We start from the raw sequence: 25,800 nt of genomic DNA, 5'->3' as shown, positions 1-25,800 counted from the left end.
AGTGATGGGTCTTATCTCGCGACACTCACTGCAAAAGAAGGTATGCCGGCAGTTTACAGACCGACAGGTAATTTCAGAGACTTTAACCGCCATACTTTAAATACCAAAATCACAGGGGCCGGAATTCATTTAAAAAGCGATCAGATCTTCTCGGTAAACCTTAGAAATGTAGCTTCTGACCAATTGGGTACAGATGCTTACATCAAAGGAAATGCTTCTTTAACCAGCCTTGGGAATCCGGGTATCGGACTTGCATTTAGGGTAGGTTATTATCGCGACGGACCCTTGTCATCGGAATTGCCGGTCTATACGATCATGGCAATTTATGACCAAACCCAAGTCTCGATTAACGGGGTGTCAACAATAGAATTGAATGCAGGGGAGAGTTACTTATTCAGAAGTGCTATCGGCTCGCTGGTAGAAGCTAGTAAACCTTGCGTCATGAATACCAGTGCATTTATGGACGCACCCGGAGGTTGTGGTGATGGTACTTTTGATCAGATTCCTCCTGTGAATAGTTTGGGGAATCGCTATTTTATCGTGCGCACTCAGGGAAATTCCATCAGCGAGCAATCTACCATAGTTGCTACAGAAGACAGCACGGTTGTAACAATCAATCGATATAATGCAAGCGGTGGTTTTTTAACATCAACAATGAATATCCTAGCATCTGCCGGAAATTTTTTGACGATCGCGAATGGCGATGGAACAACACCTTTTTCCGTGGCCGAAATTGTAAGTGATCAAAAACTGGCTGTATTTACCGGTTCAGCTCAATCTTGTGAAGTGGATATATCAACAAGCTTTCCAGTTTCTTCTCCCTGTAATGGATCTAATTTTATAGAAACAACCCAATTCAAAGCATATAGAGGAAATGACCTGCCTTATTTTTGTTATATCCTGCTCGAAGATGCGAATGCACAAGTCGATTTTAATGGCTCAGATTTAGAGATCGATTGTTGCGAACCGCAAACAAATCGGAAGAACCAACTGGTATATGATCAATTTCAACAGCAACCAGGTAGGCAATCCAAAAACTATTTCCATTTCGAGTTCCATAAAATTATATGTAGCCATCATACAAATTGGTGGTGGCTTTTCAATGTCGGCTACTTTTTCCAATCTCATTGACCAGCCAGCTCTGCCAAATGTTTTGTACCTGAAGCAAGGTGATTGTCCAACGGGTTCTGCTCTGCTTACGGCAGGCAGTAATGGCGCACAATATCAATGGTATCTGGATGGAAAGCTTATTTCCGGAGCCATCGATAGTTTCTTTCTGGCTACGCAAGCCGGCGTTTATCACATAAGCGAACTTTTACCTTGTGGCGAATATCAGGAATCGGCTCCGGTATCTGTTGTGTTTGACAGCATTCCTAACGGACGTTCGTATGTTGAAACTTGTGGTGTTTATACATGGCATGATTCTACTTATACGGAAAGTGGAACATATACGATCCTGACACAAAATGTCAAAGGTTGTGATAGCTTGGCAAATCTTGATTTGTTGATCCATAAAACTTCACAAACACCTTTATATGAAGTTTCTTGCGAAAAATTTACCTGGCCAGCCCAGGGTGAAACTTATGACCAAAGTGGAATCTATCGCGATACCCTTGTCAATCAATTTGGATGTGATAGTATTCTCATTTTGAATTTGAATATTCTTCAATCCAGCTTCGAAGTTCTCCATACAGAAGCCTGTAAATCTTATTATTGGCCCGTCTCCGGACTTCAATATGATCAAACGGGTGTTTACCGCGATACCCTGGTCAATAGTGTAGGTTGTGATTCAATTCTGGAATTGCAATTGGAAATATCGAAGCCATCTTTTCAAAACTTATCAATTCGATCATGCAAAGACTATACCTGGCCCGTCAATGGAAAAAAGTACGATCAAAGTGGGGCCTATACAGATACACTTTTGACAGTCGATGGCTGTGATTCCATTTTAATGCTTGATTTGGTGATCCTGAGTGAAAATAGAATTGAAGACACGATTCGAACTTGCGGTTCTTTCCGATGGCATGCTAACGATCGTGTGTATTCCAAAAGCGGAACTTATACCGAATTTTTTAAAAATACAAATGGTTGTGATTCCATGCGCGTCCTGCATTTGAATATACTGGAAATGAGCAGTGAAACCTTGCGGATCGGTCAATGTAATTATTACCAGTGGCCCCTCAATGGCCGCGATTTTTATAAAAGCGGGCTCTATAGGGATACCCTTCAAAATCATTTAGGTTGCGATTCTATAGTCTTGTTAGATCTGGCGATTTATCCGGATTATCAAAGGAGAGATACGCAAAGGCAATGTGGTGAATATTATTGGTATGCAGCAGATACATTTTTAAATACAAGTGGCGATTACCAACTCCGTCTAAAGACGCAACATGCTTGTGACTCTTTAATCGAGCTGCGCTTACAAATCGATCCACATTATTTATTCACCGATACCATCAGTGCATTGGACCGATATTTTTGGCCAGTTACGAAAACGCTCTATGAAAAAGAGGGTTTATATGAATCCAATTCCCAGACGGTAGATGGGTGTGATTCGCTACATGTCTTGATTTTAAAAATCAGAAAGCGCGGCGATGTTTTTATCCCCAATGTGTTTACACCCAATGGCGATGGGGTCAATGACCGGTTCATTGTTTTTGCAACGCCGGAGATCAAAGAAATTGAGCGTTTGCGCATTTTCGATCGTTGGGGGCAAATGGTTTTTGAGCAACTTGATTTTCCACCAAATGAATATGCTTATGGCTGGGACGGCTTGTTCCGAGGCCAAAAGTCTAATCCTGCCGTATTTGTTTGTACGGTAGAGTGGAAAGATAACGAAGGAGGATTTCACCTAATATCGGGAGATGTAACGCTCATTCGTTAAAATTATATTTTTTTATTTGTGATTTAGTAGGATTGACTTTTTGATAAAATGAGTGCCCGCAGGGCTGCCTAGCCATTAAGGCACTTAGACACTAAGGATAACAAAGAGAAATTCTTAGTGGTCCTTAGTGCCTTCGAGCCTTAGTGGCAGAAAATCGGAATTCAATTTGAAAATCAATTATAATTTTTATCCTTTAATAATTCCCAATGCACATTTATTTCCCGTTATCTTCAAGTTTATTATTAATAAGTGCTTTCTTTATTGCAGGATAATAATAAATAACTAACAACCATCAACTAACGACTAACAACCAACAACTTCCAACTATTCTATTTTACATAAACAGAGCGTTGAGCTTTTGAGTTTGTAGTATGTGAATTCCTTCTGAATCTATCTGGATAATTTTTTCGTCTTTGAGCTCCGTAAGATTGCGGATGAGTGTTTCTTTCGCTATTCCGCAATAGGAGGCAAAATCTTCGCGACTTAAATGTATTGTTGACTGGTTAAGTTTTAAATGTAAAGTATAAAGATGGTATGCAACTTTTTCTCGGACATTACCAAATGAATTGACAGCGAGCCTTGCCAAATGTTGCTGGCATTGCGCGGAGAAGTAATTTTGAAAGGAAGTCCACAAATTTTCAGAGAGTATCAATTCTTCCAGCGTTTTCCTGGAAATCGTTTTTATCAATGAGGGCTCTATGACTTCGCAATAACTGTGGTAATTATTTTGAAATAGGTGTGTGATACCTGCAAATCCGGGACCTGTATGAAAATCAAATATAAATTCTTTACCACCCACAGTTTCAATACCTTCTTTGACCATTCCGCTTTCTAGGAAATAGATGGTATTTACTTTTTCATCTGTGACCCATATTTTACTTTTCTTGCCGTATTCTTTTGGTTCAATACTTTCAATAAGAACTTTGACTTTTGAATAATTTTCAAGTTTTTCGAATGGAATAAGGCCTGCCAGACTTCTGGTTGTTCTGTTTTTGGAAAGTTCCTGATATTTAAGTAATTTTTTTTCAATAACTTCTAATAAATCTACATCATCAAAAGGTTTGATCAAATAATCTTCAGCGCCCAGATTCATTCCTTTTCGAAAATCTTCTTTCTCTGCTTTTGCGGTGAGAAATATCAGTGGGACGGATTGCAAAATAGGATCCTGTTGTAAAATTTTGAGAACTCCAAAACCATCAAGGTTGGGCATCATGATATCACACAGAATAATGTCAGGTTTAACTTTGCGCGCTTCCTGTACACCTAATAAGCCATCAGCTGCAGCGTATACTTCGTAATTTGATAATTCCAGAATCTCTGAAATGTTTTCGCGCATTTCATGATTATCTTCGATGATGAGTATTTTTCGTTTATTGTTCATGTTCTTTAAGTCTGATGGTGATTAGTGTGCCTTTATTTTCAGATGATTCAAACTGAAGTGTCCCTCCGATAGAGTCCAGGTATTTTCGAACGATGTTTAATCCCAAACCGGTGCCCTGAATATTTAAAACATTTGATGCCCTGTAGAATATATCAAAAATAAACTTTTGTTCCTCAAGGGGTATGCCGATTCCGTTATCTTGTACATCAATCTTGTAATAGGAACCTTCTTTGGAGAGAAACACTTTTATTTCTGCATTATCGCCGCTGTATTTGATGGCATTTGATATGAGATTGCTCATGATATGTCTTATGCATGCCTTGTCTGAATGAATTATATAATCGTTCTCTTCAATTTTAGAAGAAAATATTAGAATTTGGTCTGCCTTTTTTAGATAGTTAAAATCTTCAATTAATTCTTGTATAAATTCCCGGAGTGAAAAGTCTTCAAGTTTTAATAAAAACTTACCTTCTTCGATTCTCGTTAAGCTGAGAAATTCATTAAGGATTCCATTCAAATAATGAATATTGCTTTTAATTTTTTGAATATGCCTGTTGCGTTGTTCGAGCTGTGATTCTTGATGGTATTTATCAATTAAGCTCAGGGAACTTAGAATATTAGCCAGTGGAGTTCTGAATTCATGCGAGGCAACAGAAATAAACCGGGACTTGAGGAGATGAAGATTCATTTCTTTTTCCAAAGCATTCACCAATTCTTTTTCGCGGGCAATTAATTTATTTTCTGCCTGGGTCCGGTGAGTAATTTCGGATTCTAGATTTCGATTGATTTCATTGAGCTGATTTAGGCTTTCCTGCAACTGGCTGGTCCTGGACTCAACCATTTTTCAAGATTTTTATTGAGAAACCACAGATTTTTTTCGGCTTCTTTTTGTGCAGATAAGTCATGTATGATCCCTGTAAAGTAAATGTCTTCACCTATGGTAAAACGACTTACAGCAAGACGTAATGGAAATAGATTTCCATCTTTTCTTAGCCCCAGTACTTCTCTTCCAATTCCGATAATTTTTTTTTCACCTGTTTCAAGGTGATTTTTAATATATTGATGATGTTGACCGCTGTGTGGCTCAGGCATAAGCATATTTACGTTTTTCCCAACGAGTTCTTCTTCTTGAAACCCAAAAAGTGCAGCAGCGCTTGGGTTTAATAAAAGAATCACACCAAGCTTGTTGATGATGATGACACCATCGATAGCTGTTTCAAAAATGGAACGAAAAAAGTCACTATTTTGAAAGTGGTCGTGAAAATTAAATGGCGATTCTGAAGCTGACAAGGATCACAGTTTGAATTGACAAAGATCATTAAATTTCAGCTAACTATTGCTGAATTTTGCATAAAAAGAAGTATGAAGTTAAGAGAACATGTAAGTTTAATTATGTCAACCGATCTTATCACCCTTACTCCGGAGGATAATTTGCTATCTGTTAAGAATATATTTGACAAGCACGATTTTCACCACATTCCTGTCGTTCATTTTAAAGATTTGGTTGGACTCGTTTCTAAATCAGATTTTTTACTGTATTGCAATGCATTCCTGATGAATGAGAACTTAAACATCCTCGAAGACCAAAAATTGGCCTTTACAAAAGTAAAGCAGATTATGGTAAGTCGTTTAGGGAAATTGGAACCGGAGGATCGCATTGAAGTCGCAATTGATGTTTTTTTGACCAATTATTTGCATTGTTTGCCGGTAGTAAAAGGGAAAGAGCTCATGGGTTTAATTACGCCTTTTGATATTTTAAGATATATTTCAAAATGATTGTGAGTTTATATGGTTTGCCTGATGAGAAGTATTTCGAATGGAGAAAAATGGTATTGGAATACATGTCTGAATTAGATGTAGATTTTCAGTTTGAAGAGTGTACTTCATTGGAGAATATTCTTGGAAAGGGGATAAAAGATGTACCTTGTATGATGATTGGAAATACCATTGTTGATTACAAAAAATTAGCTACTTACAATTATGAAAACTTTTAAACACATTATTTGTCCTTTTGATTTTTCAAATTTTTCTGAAAAAGCCTTAGATTATGCAATCAAACTTACCAAATGCAGCGGTGAAAAATTGAGTATTGTGCATGTTATGGTCAACCCTTTTTTATTCGAAGGTGGAAATCCCTTATTACAAAGTAATGTCCTTGCCCAGGATCTTTTGGAAAAAATCAGACTAGATGAGCAATCTAAATTAGATGCGCTTAAACGAAAGATCTTAGCTGAATATCCCGAAATGGATGTTGACTTAATCATTGAGGAAGAAAATGATATTGGTGAGGCTATTATAGCTGCCCAACAAAGGTTAGGAGCTGATCTTATCGTAATTGGTTCCCATGGAAGAAAGGGAATTAAGCGCGTTTTTTTGGGAAGCGTGGCAGAATCTGTTCTTAGAGATTCGAGTTGTCCGGTTTTGGTTGTAAAATAATTTTATAACAATAAATATTAAGTCATGAGTTATTTAAGCAGATTTAACAGAGATTTTCCTGTTTTTAGTCCAATGACGAACTGGATCGATGATTTTTTTAGCGATGAAGCATTCAAATCATCTGAATTGACCGTACCTGCTGTAAATATCCTCGAAGGTATCAAACATTATACCCTCGAAATGGCAGTTCCGGGTATGGAGAAATCCGATTTTAAAATTTCGGTTGATGATCGCACAATGACGATTTCTGCTGAAAAGAAATCCGAGACTAAGGAAGATGAAAATGGTAAAATGAAGAGAGAGAATACAATTTCTCTAAATTTTCAAGAAGTTTTACATTGCCTTCAGTTGCCGATGTACAAAAAGTAGGCGCTGCTTACAACAATGGAGTATTAAGTATCCACATTCCAAAGTTGGATGTTGAAATTTCCGGAAATAGCAAAGAAATTGCAGTGCATTGATTTTAAAAATGATTTGTAGTAGGAAATATTTTCTGAAAGGGCCGTTAGTTTTACTGATGGCCTTTTTTATTTTTAAAAACCGCAAGGAGTGATATACAACAGATCTGTTGATTTCCAAATACTTCTGCCTGCTGCTGAAACTGTATTGTGAGAAAAGGCTAACACTTGGGTGTTGTTATTTATCAAGTACAATGCTTAGTCAATGTGGTTTTTAGTTTATTAAAATTTAAGCTGTAGAATTTTGACGGGACCCGAATGTGTAATTAATATTAAGTGTAATAAGAAAGTATACGTGACGAGGTCGCGATGATCAATACCATTTAAAGTAATCTAATAAAATAGGGTCTCCGAATATTTGAGATCAGGGCTATATTAATCTATTGGAGGATTGCATCTCTATCATAACCTCCGCGCTCAGTTATATCTTCATAAAACAACTCCGCTTCCGTATTTTGTTTTTCTAATGTCCAATCATCTGTTACTGTAGTTTCTATCCACAATTCGCCGGATTTGCGAAAGACTTGCGCATAAAGTCCAAAAATTTCTTCAAAACTTTTCTCCAGATGTGCAACAGAGTTGTAAGGATGAATTTCCAAATTCCCTTGTGTATGTTTGGTCCGGCAATCTTTAATCAATGTTTCTTTGGCTATCATGTGTTCCTTCCTGGAGCCACCGTGAATGGAATGAGGATGACTAAAAAATTCAAGTTTCAAAAATGGATATCTTAGATTGAATTTGTTTTGAACTTGTTCTAAAGTCATGGAATTTTCGACTTGTATTAACATAATGGTATTTTTATTCGTGAATTGCGAGTATCGGAATTTTTATATGATATGCAACTTGTTTACTGATACTTTCTGATGAGATTCTTTCCAGGATATTGTGTTTTTTGGGTATAAGTGTAAGGAGGTCAATGTCATTGTTTTCACAATATTCCTGAATTCCTTCCAGGATATCATTCTTCTGAATAATGTGGTAAGAAACGCTGTCTTGTGGAAGAGAAGGTGATAAGTCATTTTCGAATAACTTCTCTGCCAGGTCTGGAAATTCTGAAAGTTCTTCTACGACATTTAGTACATGAATTTTAGCATTGAATATTTTACTTAAATCAATCAAGGGTTCTAAAATATTTTTTTTAACCAACAGATCACCGTCATATGCGAATAGTATATTTTGAATCTGAACAAAATGAGATGATTTATGAATGCCTAAAATTGGTACAGGAGCATTGCGAAAGAGATGTGTAGTTGTGCTTCCCAAAATTCTTTCCGTTAAATATCCTGAGCCCTGTAGTCCCATGACAATGAGATTACAATTATTTTCTATAGCATAAGATTTAATCAAATCGGAAGGAATCCCATATTGGCACTCTATGGCAACTGAAATATCAGTCTTTAATTCAAATTTTACGTCTTTGATTAAATCAAACAATTGAGATATAAAGTTGGAACGTATTTTTTCCAGATTTTCAGGATCAGGTACATATACAAAAGCATCTAAAGAAACTACCGGAAGTTGATAAATGTGTAAAACGTGTATTTCCGCTTGAGCTTTGATTCCAAGACTGAGTCCATACTTCAACTGATTTTTGGAGCTCTCTGAAAAATCGATCGGTATAAGAATGCGGTTTATCATTTTGATTTATCTATATCATTCAAGGTCGGTCATAGAATTGACTGAATACAAAGTTAAGTTCTTTTCATGCATAAAGATTTGATTTTAGTCAGTTTTTTACATGATAGCCATCATGAAACAGGCCATTTATCTTTTGTAACTTTGATATAAATGAGGGTCATATTAAAAATGTCAACATATGAAGAATATACTCCTACCGATCGATTTTTCCAAAGGCGCTGAGATATCACTGCTTTTTGGATTACAACTTGCTCAAAAGGAAAAAGCGAAAGCAATTGTATTACATATAGTTTCACCTTATGGGGGATTGACTGAAGGGGTTTTTCAAATCTATGATTACGCGGTTTATCTCGATGAAAAGCGAAAAGCATTGCAGGATTATATTTCTAAATTTAGAACTAAAAATAACATTCAAAAAGTTGTTGTTGAAACCATTTGTGAAAGCGGAATAGCAGCTGAGGAGATTATTAATTATAGTATTAAAAATGATTCTTGCTTAATTGTTCTGGGGAGCAGAGGAACTGGTAATATTTCTAAAATATTATTAGGAAGCACCAGCCAGTCCGTGATGAGCATGTCAAAAACTCCGCTCATGATTATTCCTCAAGGTTTTAAATTCGAGTCTTTTAATAAGAAAGTATGTTTTGCTACCGATTTTCATTTAAAATTTAATAAAAAATCGTTACAGCTGTTTGATCAGTTTGATTTTCTAAATAAAGCAACAATTGAGTTTGTGCACGTGCACAGTGCGAAACAAGAAGTTTTTCGCGAAAAGCATGCCGAATTGGTGGCTTTGTTGTTTGGCAAACTGAAAATAATAATTAAATATATTTTATCTGATCAATTTGAGGAATCTATTGATGCCTATATGCAAGCTTCCGAATCAGGTCTGCTGGTCATGTTGCCGCATCAAAGGAATTTTTTGTATTATCTATTTTTTAGCGGACATACGCTCGCTGTTGTTAAAAAATTGCATTATCCGGTGCTGATATTGTATGAAGGATAGGGGAGGATGACTGCTTGACTTTTTGACTGCTTGGAAAAAGTTCAAGGGATTGTTTGATTGCTTGCGTTATAGAAAGTATTCTATTTACATAGATTAAAATAGTTTTCCTAAAAGTCAAATAGTCAAATAGTCAAAAAGTCAAGCAGTCAAGCAGTCAAAAAGTCAAGCAGTCAAAAAATCAAGTGGTCATTCCACCAAATTAGGCCTAAACAGTCCCGCTATTTCCCCAATTTATCCGATATTTGCCGCCCATGCATGAAGTATTAGCAGGTACGATCGTCATAAGTTTATTGCACGCATTGATCCCAAGCCATTGGATGCCCTTGGTGTCATTTGCCAGATTGCAAAAATGGACTGAAAGAGAAACCCTTAAAGTAAGTTTTTATTTAGCATTGTCACACGTGCTGAGCACTCTTTTGCTAGGACTGGCATTAGGTTTGTTGTTTTACCAATTGAGGTCTGATTTTGAATGGATCTTGCGTTGGTTGGGTCCTGGATTGTTGATCCTTTCGGGGATCTATTTTATTTATCGTCATCACACCCACCATCATTTTCATATAGACGATCATATGCTTGATCAAACCAAAACCAGGAAGCAAATAATTTATGCTTTACTGGCTTACATGTTTTTAGCACCTTGCCTGGAAGTTGAAGCTTATTTTGTAAATGCCGGATTACATAGTACCTGGTTACTTCTAACCTGCCTTTTGTGTTATTTTATCATTAGTATTTCCGGAATGATCGGATGGGTTTACATCGCATTAAAGGGATTTCAAAAATTTGACACCCATAAACTTGAACACAATGCAGGGATTATTACTGGTCTGACTATGGTCATTACTGGTCTTTTATCCATTTTTACGGGACATGGTTAATTAATGTAGTACAATTCTGAATCCAGATATTTTGTAAAATATGATTCTATTTGATCCATGGTTTTGGAAGAATGGATTTTTTAATCAAGATCATAAGATCTTTAAAAAAGTATAGATAAACAGCAAAATAAATAAAACAAGCAAGTGCATATGCATAGCTTGCACCAATGAGCCCTAATTCCTTTATTCCGAAATAAGAAAAGCAAAGCAGAAAGAAGTGGAAACTTATATCTGCTTTCAAGCCTGTTCTAAACATGGCTTTAGAAGCGATCAATAAGGCGAGAAGTCCCGCGCAAGTTTTGAAAAAATCACCTATCATTTGAAATGCAAATAGACTTTCCATAGGTCGAAAAGTATCTGCCAGAAAAATGCTGATGATTAAATTCCGGGATAGCCAAATGCCAAAACAAAGAATTAACATAATTCCTGCAATCCGAATAAATGCTTTTCGCATTTCCCTCACAAGTTCTGACCGCTCTGTAATTGCAGATAATTGAGGTATAAAATAGACAGACATCATTGTCGTTATTACCGTTAAGTACCGATCAGAAAGACTGAACATGGCTTGCCATAATCCGGCAGAATGGGTGTCTAATTCGTTTTCAACATTTTCGCGAATTAAAAACATAGATGACATCCAGGTAAATGAAGTGAGCGCAGCGAAGATTCCAAAGCGAATAAGTTTAAAGCTAATCTCGCGATCCACATGTAGTTTTAACCAGGAATTGTTCAGATATCCAGATTTTTTCAAACAAATATATCCAATGAATGTGACAAAGATGCCATAAAGTGAATTTGAAAACAAGGCAGCTGTTAGTTGGAATTTATAAACAAAGTAGGAAGTAAAAATCATGTTAAGCAATGCAGCTAAACAATTTACCAACGCCAGTTTTTTAATTTCACCGAGACCATTTAAAATGCCGGTGACCAATATTTGTGAAGAGATTAATATTAAAAAAACTCCGAATAAAATAAAAACCACCGAAACATTTAAACCATTAAATACTTTTTGTTCGATAAATGGAAACAAGAGAAGTATAAATAGCCCGCCGATGGCGCTCCCCATAAGGATTAGACTAAATGCAGTATTTATAATTTTGCGAAGCGCATCCGGATTATTTTTATTTTCGGAAATATATTTGATAATTCCGACAGAAATAGATGCAGTTGAAAATATGAGAACCATACCACTGATGTTTGCAAATTTTCCGATATATGCAGTTCCTTCCGGACCCAATAATTGAGCTGTTACTTTGGTGATGACCAAACCTGTAATGAGATTTATCATCGAAAAAATGCCACTGTATAAACTTGTTTTATAAAAATTCATTGGGTAATTACATGCGAGTTATCATTGTTAAGATTTTAAAGTGATTCATGATTTTGACTCAGTTTCATGGCAAGGAAAGGGGAGAGAGCTACATGGTCGTCGGGCAAGACATTTAAAATCTTATTCATCCATTTTGCGGCGGAATTATAGATGGATTTTGAATAATGGGTATTGTAAAATCCTTTGAGGGTCTCAAACTGAAAATCGGCATCCATTGCGGCTTTTTGATAATCTGAAACCGGCACCAGGCGTTCAACCCACACCCCGGTTATTGGATCGCAGGTATTTGTCGGGTGATCTATGGGACTGGGTAAGACCCCGGATTTTATAAAAGATTGAACTCTTTGTATAATTATGTCTTTTGTAAAGCCTCTGTTGTTTTTAGCGAGTAAGTTGAGTACATCATCATGCAGATCCGGGAATACTTCCTGTATGATTTCCTTGCGTAAGGCCATTCCACAATTTCGATTGTTTAAAGTGGGATTATCCATATCGCTGTTGCTTCCAAAATTTTCGTACTGTTTGTGTATTTTTTTATGGATGTATCTGACAATGGGATTATGAATATTTGCAGACGTAGTTATGAGAATGATAAATCCAGGTGTTGCTATTTGATGTAACTCTTTAAAGAATGTGCTGTAATCTGGGATATGTTCAATCACATTTCTAGATGCAAGGGCTGCTATTTGTAATTTTCGTTCTTTGCAAAATTCGACCAACTCATTGGTATCTCCAGTTACGAATTCGTCAGGCATGGCATTCAAAACAAAACCTAAATGTTTTATACCATCAATGTATTCAGGAGAAATGTCATGACAAAGGCAGGACAGTCCCAATCTTTTGACCAACATAGCAAATAAGCCTATACCAGCCCCATGATCGACAATCAGCGTTTGCGGTTGAAGGTTTTGCCGGCCATATAGTATATGGTAGAGCATAAAAGCATTACATTCACTGACATATTGGAGTTTTTTGAGATCAAAGCGTAGATAACTTTTTACAGCTTCATGTACATCCAATTGCAATATGTCTAATTGGCGAATATCCTTTTCCAACTGCCTTGCAACTTCTAAAATTTCTTGATATGAAAAATATTTTTTCAACAGCAGACTTAATGTTTATCAATAAAGGTTCTGTGCCATAATTCTGCAGTCATAATCCGCCACAATTCATTTTCACCAAAGAGTCTTGGATTCTTGTCGTACAGACTTTGAACTTTTTTTCCGTGGATCCAGGTCCGGCTTAAGAATGAATTTGAATGTAAAAGTTCTTGAATTGGTTTTTGCAAGTGTTTAAGTGTCCATTCCACAGTTGGGGTTCCAAATCCGATTTTATCTTTTCTATTTAATATGCTTTCAGGAACGATGTTTCGCATGGCTTTACGGAGTATATATTTTTGAACTCCATTGTGAATTTTGAACTCAGATGGAATGGCAAAGGATTGTTCTACCAACCGGTGATCTAAAAATGGTACGCGACTTTCAATAGAATTGGCCATTGAATTCCGGTCTTCCCAACGCAACATGTGTGGCAAATGACTGCGCGTAATAGCTGCTAATAAGGACTGTTCAAGAGAAATAGCTGTTGGATCAACCGTTTGTATAGCGATAAGTTTGGATTTATTTTTTTGTTCAATAAATTCACCAGGATACAATTCGGAAGTTGCATATTTTTTGTATTCCAGTTTTCTAAGTTTTTCGGGGCTCCCTTTTAATACTTGACTAGCAAGATAAATTTGTTTAGTGCTTGCTAAAATACCCTGGTCTTTAAATAGTTGAAATATATTACTTGCTAAGTGAGTCCATTGTCCGGTTTGGTAGAGTTGTGCTATATAGTATTTTAAAAAATATGGGTAACCGGCAAATAATTCGTCGCCTCCTTGTCCATTCAATAAAACGCTTATCCCCGCAGCTTTGACATTTTTGTAATTTTGAAATGCAGAAAAAGGGCTGGCCCCGCTGGTGGGAGCATCCTGGTAGTATATCCATTTTGCAATTTCTTCAAAACTCAAATCAGTACTTCCCGTAAAGTAGCTGGGTTTGAATCCTCCCTGGTCTATGACAGCTTTAATATATTTTCGTTCATCATACTTCGGACCTTCATAAAACACAGAAAAAGTATTGATCTCGCTATAGGTCATCTGTCTTGCAAGACAAGCAATCGAAGAAGAATCAATGCCACCGCTTAAAGCAATACCCAAAGGAACATCCGATCGCAATCGCAATCGGATCGCATCATTTAGCAATTCTTTGACTTTGTGGCTGCTATCTTCCAATGAACCATTTGACATTCCGAGCTGTAAAGTCCAATATTTTTTGACGGTGATTCCATTGGCGTCAACGAAAGCATAGGATCCTGCAGGTAACTGCTGAATTTCGGAAAAGAAACTTTCCGGGCGTTCAAATAATTTTACCTCCCTGAGAAACGCAGACATGACTTCCTCGTTGACCAGAGGTGAAACGAGTCCGCTAAGAATTAATTGTTTTTCTTCAGATGCCCATAAAAAGCGAGTTCCGTTAAAATGATACATCAGCGGCTTAATACCTAAACGGTCTCGAGCAACGAACAAACGTTTGTTCGTTTTATCGAATATGACCAGGGCAAACATACCAATGAATTTTTGAAGACAATGCTCGCCCCATTGTAGATATGATTTGAGCAGGACTTCCGTATCGCTTTGTGAGCGGAAAGTATGCCCCAAACTTTTAAGCTCTTCTTTAATTTCGAGGTAATTATATATTTGTCCATTAAAGCATATAAAGCAGGATTCGCTCTCTTCTGTCATCGGTTGGTGCCCTGCTGCCGATAAATCGATGATGGACAATCTCCTGAACCCCATACCGAGATTGCAAGTGGTTTCAGTTGGGATCATTGCATGTTGCCGGCGAATTTCATCGATACTATGTTCACTGCTGTGAAGTGACACTTCATGAGTGCTAAGATTCGCCACTAAAAATCCTTCATCGTCGGGACCTCTATGCTGTATGATCCGGGTCATCGAACTGAGTTGCCGGGTGTTGATGGGAGCTCCATCCAGATTATAAATTCCTGCTAATCCGCACATAGTGAATGGGCAAAGTTAATCAATCAAAAATTTCCTCCCGAAGCAAGAGTTCAAAGCATAGCTAAATTTGCTCCGGATTGCATTAATTTTAGCCTTCATTTGTGAAAAAGCTACTGATTATCAGTTATTACTGGCCACCTTCCGGTGGTTCCGGCGTGCAACGCTGGTTGTATTTCGTTAAATACTTAAGAAGCTTCGGGTGGGAGCCCATCATCTATACCGTAGAAAAGGGAGAATATCCATATCTGGACCCTGAATTGGGAAAACTCATACCGGAGGGTATTGAAGTCATAAGGAAGCCTATTTGGGAACCTTATTTTATTTTTAAAAAAATAAGAGGCGGAAATAAAGCTGTTGACCCCACGATTATGAGTGTTGGAAAGAAACAATCCATTTTTCACAAATTGGCGTTTTGGATCAGAGGTAATCTTTTCATTCCAGATCCACGAATATTTTGGTTGAAACCATCGGTTTCCTATTTATGCGATTATTTACAACAACATCCTGTTGATTTATTGGTAAGCACCGGGCCACCGCATAGCATGCATTTAATTGCGCAAAAGCTTAAAAGAAAACTTCAAATTCCATGGATTGCGGATTTTAGAGACCCATGGACCCAAATTTTTTATTTTGATACCTTGCGCTTGAGCAGTTTTGCCCGATATATACACCAACATTTGGAACGATCTGTGTTAAAAAATGCAGACGCAATTATCACGGTCAGTCCATCTTGTAAAGAAGGCTTAGAGCTCATCTGTAACAGAAATGTTGAAGTGATCACAAATGGTTATGAACCATTTGAAAAAATCGACTTAATAAAAAATGAAAAAGATAAGATCATTTTATTGTATTCGGGAGTCCTTACATTAGACCGAAATCCGGAATTGTTTTGGATAAAACTAAAGGAATATGTAGACCAACATCCTGAGCTCAAAGATCGTTTGGAATTGCAGTTCATAGGAAATGTCGATCCGGCTATTATTGAATACATCAAAAAATTTGGAATTTTTCATTTGGACCATTTTTCTCCTATGCCCCACAAGCAGCTGGAGCATTATTTGTGGAAAGCTGATTTACTTTTACTCATAGGGGTACCAGGTAACAATGGAGTGGTGACAGGTAAATTTTTTGAATATCTATTTTTGAATAAACCGATTTTATCTGTGGCTCCTGAGGAAAGTGATTTGGCAAGTTTATTAAACCAAACGCAATCGGGTTTTAATGCCGATTTTGAGGATCCTGTAAGGATGCAGGAAATGATTGAAAGCGCTTTCTGCGCATTACTAAATGATAGCTACAAGCCTGATGTAAAATCAGTTGCAGCGTATTCCAGAAAAAATCTGACTTCTCAATTGGCTGATTTGATGAATACCGTATTAATGGAGAAACAACAAGACTAATTTAGTTTTCAAATGATGTTTTTGTTCTGAAAACTGAAAATATTCTTTTAGTTTTATTTTTCTGCCAAAGCTTCAGACCGATATTCCTTGTAGGCCACAAACCCCATAAAAAGTATAAGTATCAAAGAGCAAATCATGGATAGTGTTTTACCCAGCATAAATGATTGTGGTTTGAATTCCAGGACAATTTCGTGATTTCCGGAAGGGATCATTGCAGCGCGTAAAATGTAATTCGCCCGGAGCAAAGTTGTTTCTTTTCCATCAATAAAAAGATTCCAACCTAAATCCGGTCCGTACCACACTTCAGAAAACACGGCCAATTGATCTGTAGGAGACGAAGATTTATAAACCAGTTTATTTGGCGAATAACTATTTAAACTAATGGTTGCAGATGGATCAGCACGGTGGTTGGTCAACTTCTCTTTAAATTCTTCGTGCACGACTGCAGTTTGCTTAGGATCGATTGCACTTACAGCCTGAATTTCTTCATCAGGCGTTTTTACCAATTTTAAATCATTTACAAACCATACCGGACCATTTGCATTTGGATTTGGAAAACTTATCTCTTTTCCAGGCTGGCCTAAAATAAAATACTTGGTGTTGAGCATGTTCATCACCTTGAGATTTGCCATGGCTTGTATGACTGCTGAATCTGATTGTGCTGTTTGCAACTGACTTGTCAATTGCTGGATCTCGCGATCCAGATGATGATCGATGATATCCTGGTAGCGTTGCAATTTAGCAGGATGGTAACCACCAACATGTTTATGATGGAATGAAGGAATTGAACTGTTAAAAGTATTGACCGTCAGATCTAAAACCCTGTGATAACTTTTGTCATTCAATATTTGCTGATCGACAGCACGAGGCTTATGTGTAGCTTCTTTTTTGGATTTACTAACAAAATCATCTTTGTGTACATATCGCGTGGCTACCCCTCCGAAGTCAATCAGTATGAATACGGCAATCGAGATGGCCAGGTATTTTATATTCAATTTATTTTTTAAGTTGAACCATAATGCAAGAGCAGTCAATGTTATAAAAATAAAGGAACGCAAAGCATCTGTTTGCAATAAACTTTTTCGATCTTCAATCATGGCAGGAAGGCTTAAACCCTGATTCACGTAGGTGGAATCTGTTGGATGTTCAAATCCAAATAAACTTCCTCCAATAAATGCCAATATCAAACACAATCCTGCTGTAATACCCGCACTGTAGTATAGACTTTTTTGATAGTGTTCAACAGGTTCATTCTTTTTGCTCCACTCATATAGTACAAGCATTCCTAAAACAGGAACAAAATAAGAAACAACAGAGAGCACACTGCTGGGAGCTCTGAATTTGCTGTAGAGCGGAATGAAGTCAAACATGAATTTGTTTAAGATCTCGAAGTGTTTTCCCATCGATAACAAGATTCCAAAAATCACGGTGGAAGCAATCCACCATTTGAGGGGTCCTTTTACAATGAACAAACCGAGAACAAATAAGAAACAGATGATGGCTCCAAAATAAAATGGACCGCTGGTAAAAGGAAGGGCTCCCCAATACAAAGGTGCTTGAAATCTCTTGGGGGCCTGATATCCTTTTTTACGCAAATCTTTAGCGGTAGCAGAATTTGCACCAGCTGGTTCAGAAGTTCCTCCACCAGCTGCTCCCGGAATGATGCAAGCCAAAATATCTTGGGAGCCATTACTCCAGTTCATTGCATAGTCCCATTGCAAGCCTTCTTTATTTACATCGGCCTGGTTGTTATCAGCCCTTTCAGACAAGATATGCCCGCCGCGCATAGTTTCTTTTGCATATTCATAGGTAGGTAATATAGAACTCGCTGAAGAAAGAAATGCAAGTACTAAAATGCCCAACATCATAAAGGAAGGAAGGAGAAAATCCTTGTATTTGCCTGCTTTGAAATGAAAAAATGCAAATGATACAATCAGCGGCAAGGTTAAAAGAAATAGATAATAACTCATCTGTACGTGATTGTTCAGAATGTTGATGCCCATGCCTAGAGCGAACAATGCACAGCCTCTTAAATACTTACCTCTGTAAGCTAAAATAATTCCAGCCAAAATAAAACCTGCCATAGCCAATACCACAAGTTTTGGAAGATGCCCTGCTTCCCAAACGATGAAATTACCTGTAACCATGAAAGTGGCTAAACTCCCTGTAAATGCAAGTGGTACAGACAAACCAAGCACCAGGTAGAGGATATAAAAAGAAATGGCGCATAAAAAAAAGATGGCTATGGGACCGGTTAAAAATCCTAGGCTAAGTATTGTTTGTACGTAATTTAAAAGATTGTAGTCTGTAGGTGTTGAAATTTGGTAAGCCGGCATTCCACTGAACATACTCCCTGTCCATAAAGCGGGATCTTCGGGATGTTTTTTATTGTGATCCATAATTTCGGCCGCAGAGCCTTGCCATGAAGTCACATCACCTTGTTGAAATACTTTTCCTTGCCAATGGGGCATAAAAAAATAAGAAATGATGAGTATAAAAAGGACGACACAAGTTATATGTGGTACTAATTTTTTTAAAACCTGGGTTAACATGTTATCTTTTTTAAAAGCCTTTATTCTGATTTCGCAAATTTGCAATGGTCAAAAATACAAATTACCAGCATTCAATCTTTACTATATTGAAAGCTTTTCCTACAGCTGAAGTTTGTTTAAATCAAAACCTTGACTAGCTTTTAAATTATTTGATGGAGAGTTGTCAAATAAGTGAAGTGAAATTATCTAAAACTTGCGTTTAAATCATTCAAAACTGAAGAATTTGGTACAAGTTCCTTTTCTTGAAGTTTATTCAAGGGAGTTTCAGTTGTATTTAGGAGGGCGTGTAGGTCTTCTTGATTTTCATCTATGTAAATGAGACCAGTGAGAATTTCAGCTTTTGCATAGGCTTCATGTAATGCCCGTACAGCTGAATCTTTTTTCGTTGGATCCCATCCTGTTTGAATTTTCCTTAAATGCAAAAGAGATCCGTCGTGCATCGCCAATTGAAGGCTTGAACCATCTGCATATTGAGCCGTAATTTCCTCTGCTGGAGGGGTGAAATCAATGGTAGAAGTCGCATCAATGTGTTCGCGAACATAATCATATGATTTCGTTGACCCTACATTATTATTAAAAGTCACACAAGGAGAAATTACATCTATCAATGCGAACCCGGGGTGTGCCATTGCAGCTTTGATGAGCGGAATCAATTGAGTTTTATCACCTGAAAAACTTCTGGCCACAAATCCTGCACCCAATTCTATTGCTAAACCCGGCAGATCAATATTTTGGAATTCATTGACACTTCCTGCTTTGCTTTTCGATCCTTTATCGGCAGTTGCTGAATCCTGGCCCTTGGTTAAGCCATAGCAACCATTGTTCATGACGATATACGTGATGTTCAAATTTCTTCTGATGAGGTGTACAAATTGACCCATACCTATGGATGCAGTGTCGTCATCTCCGGAGACCCCTAAATACATCAGATCTCTATTGGCAAGATTTGCCCCGGTTGCTACGGAAGGCATTCTTCCATGCACTGAATTGAAGCCATGTGAATTGCCCAGGAAATAAGCTGGTGTTTTGGAGCTGCAACCGATGCCCGATAATTTTGCAAGTTTATGAGGTTCAATATTTAACTCGAAACAAGCTTGAATCAATGCGCCTCCGATAGAATCATGTCCACATCCCGCGCATAAAGTAGAGAGAGAACCTTCATAATCTTTCTTCCTGTAACCCAATTCGTTTACGGGCAATTCGGGATGTCTGAAATTAGGTCTTTGAAAACTCATATTATAGATATTATGATGCGGAGATTGATGTTGATTCTAAATTTGATTTGGATGCATTGGGCTGAACATCCAGATGTTTTGAAATGATGGATTCAATATGATGTGCTGTAATGGGCAAACCATCGTAATTCAGCACCCGGATCAGTTTATCTGGGTTGATATCCATTTCATTAATGAGCAGACTGCGCATTTGAGCATCCCTGTTTTGTTCAATAACAAAAATCTTTCGATGGGCTGATATAAAATCACTTACCTCTTCATTAAATGGGAAGGATCTGATGCGCATCGCATCCATATGAATGCCTTGAGATGCCAGATCATCTTTTGCTTCCAAAGCAGAATAAACTGAAGTACCATAAAAGATTACGCCAAGATCTGATGTTTGTTCGTTTTGATAAAATTCGGGTTGGGGCACATAGGATTTAATGGTTTCCCATTTTTTATTCAGGCGATCCATATTTCGTTTATATGCAGCGCCGTCTTCGGTATAAATTGCATATTCATCTCTTGAAGAGCCTCTTGTAAAATACATGCCTCTTGTTGGATGGGTGCCGGGTATGGTGCGATAACAAATGCCATCTTTGTCTGAATCTAAATACCTCCCGAATCGATCCATATTTTCCAATTCTTCGGCTGTTAATACTTTGCCTCGCTTGAATTTTATGTCTTCGTTAATCGCAAGCGGATCACTGATGTGATCATTCATACCTAAATCTAAATCCGACATTACAATAATGGGAGTCTGCAATTGATCTGCCAGATCAAAAGCCTGTCTGGTGAATTCAAAACATTCACTTGGCGTGGAAGGAATGACTAACACATGTTTGGTATCTCCGTGAGAAGCATAAGCTGCACAAAGGATATCAGATTGTTGCGTTCTTGTTGGCATTCCCGTTGATGGTCCGGTCCGTTGAACATCAATTAACACAGCAGGAACTTCTGCAAAATACGCCAGCCCTAAAAATTCCTGCATCAGTGAAACCCCCGGTCCGCTGGTTGCTGTAAAAGCACGGGCACCATTCCACATTGCACCAATCACCATTCCGATCGCAGATAATTCATCTTCTGCCTGGACAATAGCATAATTATTTTTTCCTGATTCCGGGTCAACTCTGAATTTCTCAGCATATTCGCTAAAGGCATCAACAACAGATGTGGAGGGTGTGATGGGATACCATGCCGCAACCGTAGCTCCTCCAAACACGGCGCCTAGAGCACAAGCTGCATTACCCTCAAATAGTATTTTATCTTTCAGAAGATCTCTGCGTTCCAACTTGAATTTTAATGGAAACGAATAATGCTCTTTAACATATTGACTTCCCAATTCCAAAGCATGATGATTGGGAGCGATGAGTTTTTCTTTTCCCTGAAACTGCTCAGATATGATTTGTTTGAGGATATCCATATCTAAATTGATCAAGGCAGACATTGCACCTACGTAAATTATATTCTTGAACAACATCCGCTGTCTGGGGTCAGTATATTCGCGAAGTGTAATTTCAGTAAGCGGAATACCAATATAATTGATGTCCTCCCGGATAAATTCTTTGTGCAGAGGTTTTGTATTGTCGTATACAAAATAAGACCCTGATTTTAAACCGGCGATATCTGCTTTCATACTTTGCGGATTTACGCAAATCATGATATCAACACCTTCTCTTCTCCCAAGGTATCCTTTGTCACTCACTCTCACTTCATACCATGTTGGCAGACCCTGGATATTAGAGGGAAAGATATTTTTGGGAGTTACCGGAATCCCCATTCTGAAAATCGCTTTTGCAAACATGTTATTGGCACTGGCGCTTCCGGTACCGTTCACGTTTGCAAAACGAACTACGAAATCATTAATTACAGGATGTGTTTGCATGAACCTGCTTTTGTAACTTGATATAAATATTTTTGCATGTCCCATGCTGATGTAGGGCATCTTTCGGCACACAATCCGCAGTGCAGGCAAACATCTTCATCTTTTACCATAATACGGCTTGTGGGCAATTGATCGGAAATATATAAGTCTTGCGAACGGTTGTTAGCAGGAGCCATTAAACGATTACGCAAATCATCTTCTTCACCATTTGTAACAAATGAAATACAGGACGTCGGACACACGTCCATGCATGCATCGCATTCAATGCATTTGGAAGTCGTAAAAACAGTCTGGATATCGCAATTGAGACAACGTTGTGCCTCGCGGAAAGCGATATCAGGATCAAATCCGAGTTCCACCTCTTTTTTGCGGTCTCTTAAAGTCAGACTCTTATCTGCTTGGGGCACCGCAAACCTCAAATCATCTACAACGGAACTGTCATATGCCCATTCATGGATACCCATCTTTTGAGAAACCAAATTCACCATAGGATCCAGGCGCTCATTTAAATCTTTACCCTGACAAAACAGGTCTATGGAGACTGCTGCCTGATGCCCTTGTGCTACTGCTGTTATTACGTTTTTGGGTCCAAGTGCAGCATCACCTCCGAAAAATACCTTGGGCAAGGAAGACTGAAAAGTAGTTTCGTTGACTTGCGGCATTTCCCATTGGTTGAATTCAATACCCAAATCCCGCTCGATCCAAGGAAAACTGTTTTCTTGTCCGATGGCCAATAAGACATCATCTGCTTCTATAAATACCTCGGGTTCGCCCGTTGGCAATAATTTTCTTTTACCGTTTTCATAACTCACTGCAACCTTGTCGAAAGTCATTCCTTTGAGTTTGCCGTTTTCAACGACAAAAGTTTTGGGTACATGACAATCGAGGATAGGGATGTCTTCATGCATGGCATCTTCCTTTTCCCAGGGCGAAGCTTTCATCTCAGCGAATGGACTTCTAACTACAACTTTTACATCTTCGCCACCTACTCTTCTGGAAGTGCGGCAACAGTCCATTGCAGTATTTCCGCCACCAACAACGATGACTTTTTTTCCAATTGCGTGTGTATGTTCGAATGCAACGCTTGCCAGCCATTCAATTCCAATGTAAATATTGGATTTAGCTTCCCAACGACCAGGAAGATCAGGTAAATCTTTGCCTCGTGGGGCACCGGTTCCTACAAATACGGCATCATAATCCTGATTTACCAGCTCTTTTAAGCTGTTGATGTATTGCTTGAAATGTGTGTGGATGCCAAGATCCAGGATGTAGCCTACTTCTTCATTTAACACTTTTTCCGGCAAGCGAAAAGAAGGGATTTGGCTGCGCATCATGCCTCCGCCCAGATCTTGTTCGTCAAACAAATGAATTTCATATCCGAGGGGTGCAAGATCCCGGGCTACTGTCAGCGATGCTGGTCCTGCCCCTACGAGCGCTATTTTTTTTCCATTGGGTTTGAAAGGACCTTTTGGCATGAATTGCTTCACATCACCTTTAAAATCAGCGGCTACGCGCTTTAATCGGCAAATGGCAACGGGCTCTTCTTCGATCCTGCCCCTTCTGCAGGCAGGCTCGCAAGGTCGGTCACAGGTTCTGCCGAGCACACCTGGGAACACATTGGATTCCCAGTTGATCATATATGCTTCACTGTATTTTTCAGCCGCAATCAGGCGGATATATTCAGGTACAGGTGTGTGTGCCGGACATGCATATTGGCAGTCGACAACTTTGTGAAAATATTCAGGGTTCTTAATATCGGTAGCTTGCAAAGTGTACTGTGTTTTTAAAAAGTCCACAAAGATATAACCTGCTTCGAAAAGACCAAGATTTGATTCAACCAGCTTTTACGCATTTCAAAGACCCATTCATCAATGAATTAGGTTTTATATGAACAAAAAAAGAGCTGCCGGTTTTTTCAAACAGGCAGCTCTTTTTAAAATCTTAACAAGCGTACTTTAATTTTCTGCTTAAACCATAAGCTGTTTAATTATCTCCAAACAGGATTAAATTCAGTTCTTCTATTGCTTTGGCGGCCTTCTTTAGTTTTATTATCGCCAATTGGTTTAGATTCTCCATAACCGGAAGACATTAATCTTTCAGCATTGATGCCTTTTTTAACCAAATAAGCTTTGCAGGCTTCAGACCTTCTGATCGATAATTTGAGATTCTTCATGTCTTCACCTTTGTCATCTGTATGTCCCTCAATGCTTAGATTCATCTCAGGGTATTTCTTCAAAACATTGACTACTTCATTGAGAATTTTAGAAGAACTGCCTGTCAATTGGGCTGTTCCCGTTTTAAATTCAACAGCCCTCATGGCTACATCCAGAGTCTTTTTGTCTTCAACTTTGATTTCAGGACAACCATTATTGGACGCCGGACCTTTGGTGTTTATACATTTATCTACGTTGTCTGTAACTCCGTCGCCATCAGTATCTGGACAACCATTAATACTTCCAGCTAAATCTGGACATGGATCGGTGGCATCAGGGAAACCGTCGTTGTCTCTATCCGGCGGACAACCATTATTGGAAGCGGGACCGGGCACTTTAGGGCATTTGTCGTCGATATCGGCCACCGTATCATTATCAGAATCCGGACAACCCTTTAGTTTGCCCGCATCTTTAGGGCAACGGTCGTCTTTATCGGCGAAACCATCTTTGTCTGCATCCGGGCAGCCTTTTACCGTTCCGGCTACATCCGGACAGTCATCATCGCGGTCGTACACTCCATCTTTATCTCTATCGGCTGGGCAACCCTGGTTTTCAGGAACACCAGCTTCATTCACACAACGATCACTTTTATTGGCGATGCCATCTCCATCGTTATCCGGGCAACCGTTGACGGTACCATATTCTGTAGGACATTCGTCAATTTTATCAGGTAGCCCATCATTGTCAGTGTCTTTGCTTGCAAGGACAAATTTAAAACCCACGGCATGTTGCCAGCTGTCGCGGCCATCTTCAAAGGCGAAGCGGTAATCCGATTGAGCTGTCAAAAAAGCTTTAGGAGTTAACCTGATTTCAAAACCAAGTCCCAGAGGTGCCTGCGCAAACAATTGATCGAAATCAAAATTAGGAGCCACTACGCCCACTCCTCCATAGATAAAAGGAGAAATGGCCTTGCCTTTGAAAAAATGCAAATTGAGGAGTGCATCTAAGCCCACATAAAGTCTGTCTTTACGATACGAAGTCACTTTTTTTGTGGCATCGTCATAATTGGGTAAATCAACCAGTCCGACTCTTAAAGGTAAAGTCGAAGAGAATAAGTTGCTGTATTGTCTGTGGAAGCCCAATTCAACGCCATTGGAGAGATCCGAAAAGATCTGTTTATCATCCTCATTGGGAGCTGTGTAATTGAACCAAACGTGTTTAATGGATATCGCGTTTTTATCATAATCCGTTTGGCTCGTGCCTAGTTGAAAACTTAGGAGTACAACCAGGGCCATTAGTAAAATTGGTTTTTTCATAAAATGGTTTTTATAAAATGAATTTAATAGTCCAAAAATAATACAACATTAGCCAGTATAATAATTAATTTGAACTTGGTTAAATAGTATATATTAGTTTGATAGGTACAATAAAGTCAAATACAGTTCATTTAATATTGAATCGTTAAGTGAGAAACTGGTTGTGATGATGTGTTTATTTTAATCAGGAAACGCGATCTTCGCG

Annotated in this window: 22 protein-coding genes; 9 read left to right on the top strand and 13 right to left on the bottom strand. The window is 38.3% G+C overall.

Going from position 1 to position 25,800, the window contains the following annotated elements; translation table 11 throughout:
• The first annotated feature begins 997 nt into the window (after nt 1-997).
• On the top strand, nt 998-2,884 hold the full coding sequence (locus tag IPM92_08705) for a gliding motility-associated C-terminal domain-containing protein (protein ID MBK9108439.1): 1,887 nt from the start codon (nt 998-1,000) through the stop codon (nt 2,882-2,884).
• Nucleotides 2,885-3,218: 334 nt separating this feature from the next.
• On the opposite strand, the gene IPM92_08700 is transcribed toward IPM92_08705, so the two are convergent.
• Genes IPM92_08700 through IPM92_08690 form a run of 3 tightly spaced genes read right to left on the bottom strand, consistent with a single transcriptional unit; the run spans nt 3,219 to nt 5,555 of the window.
• Nucleotides 3,219-4,265 carry a response regulator gene (locus tag IPM92_08700; GenBank protein MBK9108438.1) on the bottom strand — a complete coding sequence of 349 codons (1,047 nt, stop codon included), beginning with the start codon at nt 4,263-4,265 and terminating at the stop codon, nt 3,219-3,221.
• A complete protein-coding gene (locus tag IPM92_08695) occupies nt 4,255-5,106 on the bottom strand; it encodes a HAMP domain-containing histidine kinase (GenBank protein ID MBK9108437.1) in 852 nt (283 codons plus the stop codon). Before IPM92_08695 ends, IPM92_08700 begins: the two co-directional genes overlap by 11 nt.
• Complete coding sequence (locus IPM92_08690; GenBank protein ID MBK9108436.1) at nt 5,067-5,555, bottom strand: PAS domain S-box protein; 489 nt, start codon at nt 5,553-5,555, stop codon at nt 5,067-5,069. The genes IPM92_08695 and IPM92_08690 overlap by 40 nt, the downstream gene beginning before the upstream one ends.
• Nucleotides 5,556-5,657: 102 nt before the next feature.
• Here IPM92_08690 and IPM92_08685 point away from each other — a divergent pair, with 102 nt between their 5' ends.
• From IPM92_08685 to IPM92_08665, 5 genes are read left to right on the top strand one after another with little or no spacing between them, the layout of a single operon-like run.
• Nucleotides 5,658-6,041, top strand: a complete 384-nt coding sequence (locus IPM92_08685) for a CBS domain-containing protein (protein MBK9108435.1) — start codon at nt 5,658-5,660, stop codon at nt 6,039-6,041.
• Entirely contained in the window at nt 6,038-6,259 is a 222-nt protein-coding gene (locus IPM92_08680; protein ID MBK9108434.1) for a hypothetical protein, read from the top strand. Before IPM92_08685 ends, IPM92_08680 begins: the two co-directional genes overlap by 4 nt.
• Nucleotides 6,246-6,701, top strand: a complete 456-nt coding sequence (locus tag IPM92_08675) for a universal stress protein (protein ID MBK9108433.1) — start codon at nt 6,246-6,248, stop codon at nt 6,699-6,701. Before IPM92_08680 ends, IPM92_08675 begins: the two co-directional genes overlap by 14 nt.
• 24 nt (nt 6,702-6,725) lie before the next feature.
• Nucleotides 6,726-7,070 (top strand): Hsp20/alpha crystallin family protein, encoded by a 345-nt coding sequence (locus tag IPM92_08670; GenBank protein ID MBK9108432.1) that lies wholly within the window; start codon nt 6,726-6,728, stop codon nt 7,068-7,070.
• Nucleotides 7,040-7,162, top strand: a complete 123-nt coding sequence (locus IPM92_08665) for an Hsp20/alpha crystallin family protein (protein MBK9108431.1) — start codon at nt 7,040-7,042, stop codon at nt 7,160-7,162. The genes IPM92_08670 and IPM92_08665 overlap by 31 nt, the downstream gene beginning before the upstream one ends.
• 377 nt (nt 7,163-7,539) lie before the next feature.
• Here IPM92_08665 and IPM92_08660 read toward each other — a convergent pair whose 3' ends face one another.
• Both IPM92_08660 and IPM92_08655 read right to left on the bottom strand, forming a co-directional pair.
• Complete coding sequence (locus tag IPM92_08660) at nt 7,540-7,947, bottom strand: hypothetical protein (GenBank protein MBK9108430.1); 408 nt, start codon at nt 7,945-7,947, stop codon at nt 7,540-7,542.
• A gap of 10 nt (nt 7,948-7,957) precedes the next feature.
• Entirely contained in the window at nt 7,958-8,797 is an 840-nt protein-coding gene (locus IPM92_08655; GenBank protein ID MBK9108429.1) for a universal stress protein, read from the bottom strand.
• 178 nt (nt 8,798-8,975) lie between these two features.
• Between IPM92_08655 and IPM92_08650 the strand changes: the two genes are divergently transcribed.
• Both IPM92_08650 and IPM92_08645 read left to right on the top strand, forming a co-directional pair.
• Nucleotides 8,976-9,803: a universal stress protein gene (locus IPM92_08650; GenBank protein MBK9108428.1), complete on the top strand. Its 828-nt coding sequence runs from the start codon at nt 8,976-8,978 to the stop codon at nt 9,801-9,803.
• A 251-nt stretch (nt 9,804-10,054) separates the two neighbouring features.
• Nucleotides 10,055-10,678, top strand: a complete 624-nt coding sequence (locus IPM92_08645; GenBank protein ID MBK9108427.1) for a hypothetical protein — start codon at nt 10,055-10,057, stop codon at nt 10,676-10,678.
• Nucleotides 10,679-10,724: 46 nt separating this feature from the next.
• Here the strand turns inward: IPM92_08645 and IPM92_08640 are convergent, their stop codons facing one another.
• From IPM92_08640 to asnB, 3 genes are read right to left on the bottom strand one after another with little or no spacing between them, the layout of a single operon-like run.
• Nucleotides 10,725-12,008, bottom strand: a complete 1,284-nt coding sequence (locus IPM92_08640; GenBank protein ID MBK9108426.1) for an O-antigen translocase — start codon at nt 12,006-12,008, stop codon at nt 10,725-10,727.
• A 35-nt stretch (nt 12,009-12,043) separates the two neighbouring features.
• Entirely contained in the window at nt 12,044-13,111 is a 1,068-nt protein-coding gene (locus tag IPM92_08635; protein MBK9108425.1) for a methyltransferase domain-containing protein, read from the bottom strand.
• Nucleotides 13,112-13,119: 8 nt separating this feature from the next.
• On the bottom strand, nt 13,120-15,072 hold the full coding sequence (asnB, locus tag IPM92_08630) for an asparagine synthase (glutamine-hydrolyzing) (GenBank protein ID MBK9108424.1): 1,953 nt from the start codon (nt 15,070-15,072) through the stop codon (nt 13,120-13,122).
• A gap of 101 nt (nt 15,073-15,173) precedes the next feature.
• Between asnB and IPM92_08625 the strand changes: the two genes are divergently transcribed.
• On the top strand, nt 15,174-16,472 hold the full coding sequence (locus tag IPM92_08625) for a glycosyltransferase family 4 protein (protein ID MBK9108423.1): 1,299 nt from the start codon (nt 15,174-15,176) through the stop codon (nt 16,470-16,472).
• Nucleotides 16,473-16,525: 53 nt separating this feature from the next.
• Here IPM92_08625 and IPM92_08620 read toward each other — a convergent pair whose 3' ends face one another.
• From IPM92_08620 to IPM92_08600, 5 genes are all read right to left on the bottom strand, one after another.
• Nucleotides 16,526-19,024: a hypothetical protein gene (locus IPM92_08620; GenBank protein ID MBK9108422.1), complete on the bottom strand. Its 2,499-nt coding sequence runs from the start codon at nt 19,022-19,024 to the stop codon at nt 16,526-16,528.
• 182 nt (nt 19,025-19,206) lie between these two features.
• A complete protein-coding gene (locus IPM92_08615) occupies nt 19,207-20,259 on the bottom strand; it encodes a 2-oxoacid:ferredoxin oxidoreductase subunit beta (GenBank protein MBK9108421.1) in 1,053 nt (350 codons plus the stop codon).
• Between the two features lie 10 nt (nt 20,260-20,269).
• Nucleotides 20,270-22,126, bottom strand: coding sequence for a 2-oxoacid:acceptor oxidoreductase subunit alpha (locus IPM92_08610; GenBank protein MBK9108420.1), 1,857 nt, complete (start codon nt 22,124-22,126; stop codon nt 20,270-20,272).
• Nucleotides 22,108-23,895, bottom strand: a complete 1,788-nt coding sequence (locus IPM92_08605) for an FAD-dependent oxidoreductase (protein ID MBK9108419.1) — start codon at nt 23,893-23,895, stop codon at nt 22,108-22,110. Before IPM92_08605 ends, IPM92_08610 begins: the two co-directional genes overlap by 19 nt.
• Before the next feature lie 218 nt (nt 23,896-24,113).
• Complete coding sequence (locus tag IPM92_08600; protein MBK9108418.1) at nt 24,114-25,595, bottom strand: OmpA family protein; 1,482 nt, start codon at nt 25,593-25,595, stop codon at nt 24,114-24,116.
• Nucleotides 25,596-25,800: the final 205 nt, after the last annotated feature.

The organism is Saprospiraceae bacterium, assembly GCA_016719615.1.
Lineage (GTDB): Bacteria > Bacteroidota > Bacteroidia > Chitinophagales > Saprospiraceae > Vicinibacter.
The sequence above is the reverse complement of the archived record's forward strand: the minus strand, read 5'-3'. Positions and strand labels throughout refer to the sequence as shown.

Coding starts and splice junctions, on each gene's coding strand:
- IPM92_08705 (MBK9108439.1), top strand. CDS start 998: ATGATCAATTTCAACAGCAACCAGGTAGGCAATCCAAAAACTATTTCC.
- IPM92_08700 (MBK9108438.1), bottom strand. CDS start 4,265: ATGAACAATAAACGAAAAATACTCATCATCGAAGATAATCATGAAATG.
- IPM92_08695 (MBK9108437.1), bottom strand. CDS start 5,106: ATGGTTGAGTCCAGGACCAGCCAGTTGCAGGAAAGCCTAAATCAGCTC.
- IPM92_08685 (MBK9108435.1), top strand. CDS start 5,658: ATGTCAACCGATCTTATCACCCTTACTCCGGAGGATAATTTGCTATCT.
- IPM92_08680 (MBK9108434.1), top strand. CDS start 6,038: ATGATTGTGAGTTTATATGGTTTGCCTGATGAGAAGTATTTCGAATGG.
- IPM92_08675 (MBK9108433.1), top strand. CDS start 6,246: ATGAAAACTTTTAAACACATTATTTGTCCTTTTGATTTTTCAAATTTT.
- IPM92_08670 (MBK9108432.1), top strand. CDS start 6,726: ATGAGTTATTTAAGCAGATTTAACAGAGATTTTCCTGTTTTTAGTCCA.
- IPM92_08660 (MBK9108430.1), bottom strand. CDS start 7,947: ATGTTAATACAAGTCGAAAATTCCATGACTTTAGAACAAGTTCAAAAC.
- IPM92_08655 (MBK9108429.1), bottom strand. CDS start 8,797: ATGATAAACCGCATTCTTATACCGATCGATTTTTCAGAGAGCTCCAAA.
- IPM92_08650 (MBK9108428.1), top strand. CDS start 8,976: ATGAAGAATATACTCCTACCGATCGATTTTTCCAAAGGCGCTGAGATA.
- IPM92_08645 (MBK9108427.1), top strand. CDS start 10,055: ATGCATGAAGTATTAGCAGGTACGATCGTCATAAGTTTATTGCACGCA.
- IPM92_08640 (MBK9108426.1), bottom strand. CDS start 12,008: ATGAATTTTTATAAAACAAGTTTATACAGTGGCATTTTTTCGATGATA.
- asnB (MBK9108424.1), bottom strand. CDS start 15,072: ATGTGCGGATTAGCAGGAATTTATAATCTGGATGGAGCTCCCATCAAC.
- IPM92_08620 (MBK9108422.1), bottom strand. CDS start 19,024: ATGTTAACCCAGGTTTTAAAAAAATTAGTACCACATATAACTTGTGTC.
- IPM92_08615 (MBK9108421.1), bottom strand. CDS start 20,259: ATGAGTTTTCAAAGACCTAATTTCAGACATCCCGAATTGCCCGTAAAC.
- IPM92_08610 (MBK9108420.1), bottom strand. CDS start 22,126: ATGCAAACACATCCTGTAATTAATGATTTCGTAGTTCGTTTTGCAAAC.
- IPM92_08600 (MBK9108418.1), bottom strand. CDS start 25,595: ATGAAAAAACCAATTTTACTAATGGCCCTGGTTGTACTCCTAAGTTTT.